Here is a 7,374-nt window from a genome sequence, read left to right as displayed (position 1 = left end):
GCGATTATAAAGTTAAACTTTATCTCGCTAGGGCTGCGCATATTACGCTTTCCTATTTTTTTGTCAACACTTAAATTTAAACTTTCTAAAAAGATTCAAACTAAGTTTTACTTAACACCCTGAGTTGTTCGTGCCTCGCTATGCGTTGGCGTTTCCCGTCTCAGTGGGGTCGCATTATAGGGAGATCCGAAAACAGATCAACCCTTTTTTGAAGAAAACTTGAAATAATGTGCTGTTCGCTGAGTATTTGAGCTAAACGCTCAAAAACACAACTAAACTACCATTATTAATAGGTTCATAGAGCTATTTGAGATGAAAGTTGTGGCAACTACTAACGGGTAGAGACACATTTCGATCATCGATGCGGAAAAAACAACCAATAGAGCAGAGTCTTATTCCTATAATCATTTAAATTAATCAAAAGCTGAGAATTAAATTGATCAGCCTATGTTTAATAATAGTTTTACATATTGTAGGAGGAAGTTTACTTAGGCCGTAATGGTTAACTTTACTCTGAGGTTCTTAGTACCGGTATATTTATAAGAGTACGCACGTTATATCTTTTAATCAGCTCTATAAGTAGAAACTTCGTTAGGGATTGCTCTAATTGTAGCTCAATTCGCGGCGGTATTATTAATAGCTGTAAATCACAATATATAGTGGAAATGATCTTTAACTAGAATCTGATAGGCTATTTTGAATGAATGGTAAATAAAGAGTAATTAGATAGAGCTATTAAAGCAGCTGTCAAAACAACTTATCAATTCAGAATCTATGAGTCATTGCCCATAATAGAAGGTAATTACTGGTTCATATAGTTTGACAAATTTTAGGCAAGAAAAAGCCGAGCATAGGCTCGGCTTTTAGGTTTCTTTAAGACTTACTCTGCAGACTGTGCGTCTTCTTGAACTGCTTCGCTAGTCGCTGGGCGACCAACTAGTTCAATATAAGCCATTGGTGCATTATCACCAGTACGGAAGCCACACTTAAGAATACGAGTGTAACCACCTGGACGATCCGCGTTACGTGGACCGATTTCACTGAATAATTTACCAACAACTTCATTATCACGCGTGCGAGCAAACGCTAAACGGCGATTTGCTACACTGTCAGTCTTAGCCAGTGTGATTAAAGGTTCAATTACACGACGTAACTCTTTCGCTTTAGGCAAAGTAGTTTTGATGATTTCATGTTTCACCAAAGAACCTGCCATATTGCTAAACATCGCTTTACGATGGCTACTGTTACGGTTTAATTGACGACCACTCTTACGATGGCGCATGACCCTATCCTTCTAACTAAACTAATATAGTGATTTAGATTATTCAGCTAAACTTGCAGGTGGCCAATTTTCTAGGCGCATGCCCAGAGAAAGTCCACGTGAAGCTAGCACGTCTTTAATTTCAGTTAGAGACTTCTTACCTAAATTAGGTGTTTTAAGAAGCTCAACTTCAGTGCGCTGAACTAAATCACCGATATATTGAATTTGCTCGGCTTTCAAACAATTTGCTGAGCGTACTGTTAATTCAAGGTCATCAACTGGACGAAGTAGAATAGGATCGAATTCTGGCTTCTCTTCTTTCTCTTCTGGCTCAGTTACATCACGTAAATCTACGAATGCATCTAATTGCTCAGCTAAGATAGTAGACGCACGGCGGATCGCTTCTTCTGGATCTAAAGTGCCGTTTGTTTCCATATCAATGATTAACTTGTCTAAATCTGTACGTTGCTCAACTCGAGCTGATTCAACCGAGTACGCAATACGTTCAACTGGGCTAAATGATGCATCAAGCAACAATCTACCAATTGGACGCTCATCGTCATCAGAGGATAAACGACTAGATGCCGGCACATAACCACGACCACGTTCAACACGAATACGCATGCTGATCTCGCTGTTATTTGTAGTTAAATTACAAATAACGTGATCTGGATTAGCAATTGTTACATCGCCATCGTGCTGAATATCAGCCGCAGTAACAGGGCCTACACCAGATTTAGTCAGGGTCAGAAAAACTTCATCTTTGCCTTCTAACGTTACTGCTAAACCTTTAAGGTTTAATAGTATTTCAATGATGTCTTCTTGAACGCCTTCTTTCGCGCTGTACTCATGTAATACACCGTCGATTTCAACTTCAGTTACTGCACATCCAGGCATAGATGAAAGTAATATACGGCGTAAAGCATTACCCAGAGTATGGCCAAAGCCACGCTCTAATGGTTCTAAAACTATTTTAGAACGCGTTGGGTTGATAGCGTCGATGTCGACTAACCTTGGTTTTAGAAATTCTGTAACAGAACCCTGCATTTTATCCTCTCTTAACTCTTAACTTTACTTAGAGTAAAGTTCGACGATTAGTTGTTCATTAATGTCCGCAGACAGGTCTGAACGCTCAGGTAGACGCTTAAAGCTGCCTTCCAATTTCTTACCGTCAACTTCAACCCAAGTCGGCTTTTCACGTTGCTCAGCCAACTCTAGAGCAGCGATGATACGTGCTTGTGTCTTAGACTTCTCACGGATTACAACAGTATCTTCTGGAGTAATTACGTATGAAGGAATGTTCACAACACGACCATTAACTAAAATCGCTTTATGGCTTACTAACTGACGTGCTTCTGCACGTGTGCTAGCAAAACCCATGCGATATACAACATTGTCTAAACGTTGCTCTAAAAGCTGTAACAAGTTTTCACCTGTATTACCTTTAAGGCGAGCAGCTTCTTTGTAGTAGTTACGGAATTGCTTTTCTAATACACCGTATATACGACGTACTTTTTGCTTTTCACGTAATTGTAAACCGTAATCAGATAAACGACCTTTACGGGCGCCGTGCTGACCAGGTGCAGTCTCAAGTTTACACTTAGAGTCGATAGCTCTTACGCCGCTCTTAAGGAACAGGTCAGTACCTTCACGACGACTCAGCTTGAGCTTAGGGCCCAAATATCTTGCCATGTTATTTCTCCTAACCTATTGTTAAACGCGACGTTTCTTCGGTGGACGACAACCATTATGTGGTATAGGCGTCACGTCAGTAATGTTGGTAATACGGTAACCAGCAGCATTCAAAGCACGTACAGCAGATTCACGACCTGGACCTGGACCTTTGATGAAAACTTCTAGATTTTTTAAACCGTATTCTTGAGCAGCAGTACCTGCACGCTCTGCAGCAACCTGAGCAGCAAATGGTGTAGATTTACGTGAACCACGGAAACCTGAACCACCGGCAGTAGCCCATGATAGTGCATTACCTTGACGGTCGGTAATCGTTACAATAGTGTTGTTGAAAGACGCATGAACATGAGCCATACCATCAGCAACTTGTTTTTTAACCTTTTTACGACGAATTGGTGTCTTAGCCATAATACTATCCCCTTATCGCTTAATAGGCTTACGAGGACCCTTGCGGGTGCGCGCGTTAGTCTTAGTTCTTTGACCACGTAGTGGTAAAGAGCGACGGTGACGTAGGCCACGATAACAACCAAGGTCCATAAGGCGCTTGATATTTAAAGTAACTTCACGACGAAGATCACCTTCAACAGTGTACTTGCCAACTGCATCACGCAGTACGTCAAGAATTTCGTCTGAAAGTTCACCGATTTTTGTGGTTTCGGCGATACCAGTCGCTACTAAGATAGCCTTAGAGCGAGTCTTACCTATGCCATAAATAGCTGTTAAACCAATAACTGCATGTTTATGATCAGGGACGTTAATGCCAGCAATACGGGCCACTAACACATCTCCTATATTCGAATTTGGTAATCATCTGTTTGAAAAGCCCGTAAGGATACTCAAACGAAGACCAAATTACTACTAAAAACACAGGCCGAGAAAACTCAGCCTGCACGCTGTTTACTTAACCTTGCCTTTGCTTATGCTTAGGCTCACTGCAAATTACGCGTACTACACCAGCACGTTTAATAACTTTACAGTTACGGCATATTTTCTTAACGGAAGCACGTACTTTCATTGCTCAACTCCGTAAACTGACCTTATCGACCGTAGCCTTTAAGGTTCGCTTTTTTCAGCACAGAATCATACTGATGAGACATCAGGTGAGTCTGTACTTGTGCCATAAAGTCCATGATCACTACAACGATAATCAAAACTGATGTACCGCCGAAGTAGAATGGCGTTTGCCACGCCATCGTCATGAATTCAGGCACCAGACAGATAAAGGTTATATACAAAGCACCTGCCAATGTCAGGCGTGTCATCACTTTATCAATGTATTTTGATGTCTGCTCACCTGGACGAATACCTGGGATAAATGCGCCAGATTTCTTAAGGTTATCTGCTGTTTCACGTGGGTTAAAAACCAACGCTGTGTAGAAAAAGCAGAAGAAGATAATAGCCGCAGCTAAAACAAGTGAGTACAACGGTTGACCTGGGGTCAACGTAGTAGCAACAGCTTGTAATACATCAGCGACTGGACCTTCACCTTGGCCGAACCAGCTAGCAATTGTACCAGGGAACAGAATTATACTGCTAGCGAAGATTGGTGGAATAACACCCGCCATATTTACTTTTAGTGGTAAATGCGTGCTTTGAGCAGCAAATACTTGACGACCTTGTTGGCGTTTAGCGTAGTTAACAACAATACGACGTTGTCCACGTTCGAAAAACACTACAAGATAAGTAACAGCGAATACGATTACCGCAACCATCAACAGTACAAAAACATTCAAATCACCTTGGCGCGCCATTTCGACTGTCGAACCAATAGCAGACGGCAAGTTAGCTACAATACCAACAAATATTAGAACAGAGATACCGTTACCGATACCGCGCTCTGTTATTTGTTCACCCAACCACATAAGGAACATAGTACCAGTTACTAAACTCACCACTGCGGTGAAATAGAAACCCATACCAGGGTTAACAACTAACCCCTCCATCATGCCCGGTAAGCTAGAAGCAATACCGATTGATTGAATAGTAGCTAGCACAAGCGTGCCATAGCGTGTGTACTGGCTAATTTTTTTACGCCCTTGCTCACCTTCTTTCTTAAGCTCTATAAACGGAGGATACATATGCGTTAATAGTTGCGTAATAATCGAAGCCGAGATATACGGCATAATACCCAGTGCTAACACTGAAGCTCGCTCAAGTGCACCACCACTGAACATGTTGAACATCTCAACAATGGTGCCCTTTTGTTGCTCGAAGAAATCGGCAAGTACAGCGGCGTCAATCCCAGGGATCGGCACAAATGAACCTAGACGGTAAATTATGATAGCACCCAATACGAAGAGTAATCGGCGCTTCAATTCCGAAAGTCCACCTTGTGCACTTTTTGTATCTTGACCTGGTTTAGCCATTAGTACTTCCTTAGTCTTCTACCTTGCCTCCGGCAGCTTCAATAGCTTCGCGAGCACCTTTAGAGGCTTTAAGGCCTTTAACGGTAACAGCGCGTGAAACTTCGCCAGATTTAACAACTTTAACGAAAAGAACGTTCTTTTTAACTAGACCAGCTGCTTGTAACGCGCTTAGGTCTACCACATCGCCTTCTACTTTAGCGATTTCAAAAAGGTTTATTTCTGCAGATACTAAAGATTTGCGAGAAGTAAAACCAAATTTAGGTAGACGACGTTGCATAGGCATTTGACCGCCTTCAAAACCAACGCGTACTTTGCCGCCAGAACGTGATTTTTGACCTTTGTGACCACGGCCGCCAGTCTTACCTAGACCAGAACCGATACCACGACCAACACGTTTTGGAGCAGTTTTTGAACCTGCAGCAGGTGAAAGTGTATTCAAATGCATCGAATTAACCCTCTACCTTAACCATGTAAGAAACCTTGTTTATCATACCACGTACACATGCTGTGTCTTCTAACTCAACAGTGTGGTTGATACGACGTAAACCAAGACCGCGTAATGTAGCTTTATGTTTCGGTAAACGACCGATAGAGCTTTTTACTTGTGTTACTTTTACAGTTTGATTTGCCATGGTTACCCCAGTATTTCGTCTACGCGAAGGCCACGTTTAGCAGCGATTGACTGTGGAGAATTCATATTCTCAAGAGCCGAAATCGTTGCACGTACCACGTTGATCGGGTTAGTAGAACCGTAACATTTAGAAAGTACGTTCTGCACACCAGTAACTTCTAGTACTGCACGCATAGCACCACCTGCAATGATACCAGTACCTTCAGATGCTGGTTTCATGAACACTAGTGAGCCAGCATGACGTCCCTTAACAGGATGCTGTAATGTGTTGCCATTTAGGTCTACGTTGATCATGTTACGACGTGCTTTTTCCATTGCTTTTTGAATAGCAGCTGGAACTTCACGTGCTTTACCATAACCGAAACCTACTTTACCTGCGCCATCACCAACTACAGTTAGTGCAGTAAAGCTAAAGATACGACCACCTTTAACTACTTTAGACACACGGTTCACCGCGATTAGCTTTTCAGCTAGATCAGGCTGTTGTTGCTTTGCTTCTACGTTAGCCATAGTCTACTCCTAGAATTGCAAACCGGCTTCACGCGCAGCATCAGCTAGCGCCTTCACACGGCCGTGATATTTAAAGCCACTGCGATCAAAAGCAATCTTTTCGATGCCTTTGTCAGCCGCACGTTCAGCAACCGCTTTGCCAACTGCTTGCGCAGCTTCAACGTTACCGGTGCCTTTAACTGTTTCGCTAATAGCCTTTTCAACAGTAGAAGCAGCAGCCAGTACATTACCCTCAGCATTTACTACTTGAGCGTATATGTGACGTGGCGTGCGGTGGATAACAAGACGCGTTGTGCCTTGTTCAATATAATTTCTACGAGTGCGTTTAGCACGACGTAGACGAGCTGTTTTTTTATCCATCGTCTTACCTTACTTCTTCTTAGCCTCTTTACGGCGTACATTCTCATCTGAATAACGAACACCCTTACCTTTATAAGGCTCAGGTTTACGGTATGCACGAATGTTAGCAGCTGTTTGACCAACTAACTGCTTATCTACGCCCTTAACTAGAACTTCTGTTTGGCTTGGAGTTTCAATCGTAATTCCTTCAGGAACTGCGAAATTAACTGGGTGTGAGAAGCCAAGAGTTAAATCTAATGTTTTACCCTTAGCTGCAGCACGGTAACCCACGCCTACTAACTGAAGTTTCTTCTCGTAACCTTCATGCGTACCAACAACCATGTTGTTGATTAGAGCGCGAGCAGTACCTGCTTGAGCCCATGCATTAGCTACGCCATCACGAGGTAAAGTAGTAATAACGTTGTCATTAACTTGTACTTCAACAGCGTTGTTGATAGTACGAGTAAGTTCACCGTTTTTGCCTTTAACTGTGATTTCCTGGCCTTTTAATGTAACTTCTACACCGGCAGGAACAGTAATTGGTGCCTTTGCTATGCGAGACATAGTTCCCCTCC

Annotated in this window: 12 protein-coding genes; all 12 read right to left on the bottom strand. The window is 42.5% G+C overall.

The window, feature by feature from the left end:
• Nucleotides 1-880: 880 nt before the first annotated feature.
• Entirely contained in the window at nucleotides 881-1,282 is a 402-nt protein-coding gene (gene rplQ, locus P20429_RS06730) for a 50S ribosomal protein L17 (protein WP_002959450.1), read from the bottom strand.
• 39 nt (nucleotides 1,283-1,321) lie between these two features.
• Nucleotides 1,322-2,308 (bottom strand): DNA-directed RNA polymerase subunit alpha, encoded by a 987-nt coding sequence (gene rpoA / locus P20429_RS06735; RefSeq protein ID WP_002959452.1) that lies wholly within the window; start codon nucleotides 2,306-2,308, stop codon nucleotides 1,322-1,324.
• Between the two features lie 24 nt (nucleotides 2,309-2,332).
• Nucleotides 2,333-2,953, bottom strand: a complete 621-nt coding sequence (gene rpsD, locus P20429_RS06740) for a 30S ribosomal protein S4 (RefSeq protein WP_002959461.1) — start codon at nucleotides 2,951-2,953, stop codon at nucleotides 2,333-2,335.
• 21 nt (nucleotides 2,954-2,974) lie between these two features.
• Entirely contained in the window at nucleotides 2,975-3,361 is a 387-nt protein-coding gene (gene rpsK, locus P20429_RS06745; RefSeq protein WP_002959471.1) for a 30S ribosomal protein S11, read from the bottom strand.
• A gap of 12 nt (nucleotides 3,362-3,373) precedes the next feature.
• Nucleotides 3,374-3,730 carry a 30S ribosomal protein S13 gene (rpsM, locus tag P20429_RS06750; RefSeq protein WP_007584664.1) on the bottom strand — a complete coding sequence of 119 codons (357 nt, stop codon included), beginning with the start codon at nucleotides 3,728-3,730 and terminating at the stop codon, nucleotides 3,374-3,376.
• Between the two features lie 124 nt (nucleotides 3,731-3,854).
• On the bottom strand, nucleotides 3,855-3,968 hold the full coding sequence (gene rpmJ / locus P20429_RS06755) for a 50S ribosomal protein L36 (protein WP_002959476.1): 114 nt from the start codon (nucleotides 3,966-3,968) through the stop codon (nucleotides 3,855-3,857).
• Nucleotides 3,969-3,990: 22 nt separating this feature from the next.
• Nucleotides 3,991-5,319, bottom strand: coding sequence for a preprotein translocase subunit SecY (gene secY, locus P20429_RS06760; protein ID WP_007584663.1), 1,329 nt, complete (start codon nucleotides 5,317-5,319; stop codon nucleotides 3,991-3,993).
• Nucleotides 5,320-5,329: 10 nt separating this feature from the next.
• Complete coding sequence (rplO, locus tag P20429_RS06765; protein ID WP_002959480.1) at nucleotides 5,330-5,764, bottom strand: 50S ribosomal protein L15; 435 nt, start codon at nucleotides 5,762-5,764, stop codon at nucleotides 5,330-5,332.
• 4 nt (nucleotides 5,765-5,768) lie between these two features.
• Nucleotides 5,769-5,951: a 50S ribosomal protein L30 gene (rpmD, locus tag P20429_RS06770; RefSeq protein ID WP_002959482.1), complete on the bottom strand. Its 183-nt coding sequence runs from the start codon at nucleotides 5,949-5,951 to the stop codon at nucleotides 5,769-5,771.
• 2 nt (nucleotides 5,952-5,953) lie between these two features.
• Complete coding sequence (gene rpsE / locus P20429_RS06775) at nucleotides 5,954-6,460, bottom strand: 30S ribosomal protein S5 (RefSeq protein WP_002959485.1); 507 nt, start codon at nucleotides 6,458-6,460, stop codon at nucleotides 5,954-5,956.
• A gap of 9 nt (nucleotides 6,461-6,469) precedes the next feature.
• A complete protein-coding gene (rplR, locus tag P20429_RS06780) occupies nucleotides 6,470-6,820 on the bottom strand; it encodes a 50S ribosomal protein L18 (protein WP_002959486.1) in 351 nt (116 codons plus the stop codon).
• Between the two features lie 9 nt (nucleotides 6,821-6,829).
• Entirely contained in the window at nucleotides 6,830-7,363 is a 534-nt protein-coding gene (gene rplF / locus P20429_RS06785; RefSeq protein ID WP_002959488.1) for a 50S ribosomal protein L6, read from the bottom strand.
• Nucleotides 7,364-7,374 lie beyond the last annotated feature (11 nt).

This window comes from Pseudoalteromonas sp. BSi20429 (assembly GCF_000238895.1).
In the GTDB taxonomy this organism is placed as follows: Bacteria; Pseudomonadota; Gammaproteobacteria; order Enterobacterales; family Alteromonadaceae; genus Pseudoalteromonas; species Pseudoalteromonas arctica.
The sequence above is the reverse complement of the archived record's forward strand: the minus strand, read 5'-3'. Positions and strand labels throughout refer to the sequence as shown.

Coding starts and splice junctions, on each gene's coding strand:
- rplO (WP_002959480.1), bottom strand. CDS start 5,764: ATGCATTTGAATACACTTTCACCTGCTGCAGGTTCAAAAACTGCTCCA.
- rpsE (WP_002959485.1), bottom strand. CDS start 6,460: ATGGCTAACGTAGAAGCAAAGCAACAACAGCCTGATCTAGCTGAAAAG.
- rpmD (WP_002959482.1), bottom strand. CDS start 5,951: ATGGCAAATCAAACTGTAAAAGTAACACAAGTAAAAAGCTCTATCGGT.
- secY (WP_007584663.1), bottom strand. CDS start 5,319: ATGGCTAAACCAGGTCAAGATACAAAAAGTGCACAAGGTGGACTTTCG.
- rpsD (WP_002959461.1), bottom strand. CDS start 2,953: ATGGCAAGATATTTGGGCCCTAAGCTCAAGCTGAGTCGTCGTGAAGGT.
- rplF (WP_002959488.1), bottom strand. CDS start 7,363: ATGTCTCGCATAGCAAAGGCACCAATTACTGTTCCTGCCGGTGTAGAA.
- rpoA (WP_002959452.1), bottom strand. CDS start 2,308: ATGCAGGGTTCTGTTACAGAATTTCTAAAACCAAGGTTAGTCGACATC.
- rpmJ (WP_002959476.1), bottom strand. CDS start 3,968: ATGAAAGTACGTGCTTCCGTTAAGAAAATATGCCGTAACTGTAAAGTT.
- rplQ (WP_002959450.1), bottom strand. CDS start 1,282: ATGCGCCATCGTAAGAGTGGTCGTCAATTAAACCGTAACAGTAGCCAT.
- rplR (WP_002959486.1), bottom strand. CDS start 6,820: ATGGATAAAAAAACAGCTCGTCTACGTCGTGCTAAACGCACTCGTAGA.
- rpsK (WP_002959471.1), bottom strand. CDS start 3,361: ATGGCTAAGACACCAATTCGTCGTAAAAAGGTTAAAAAACAAGTTGCT.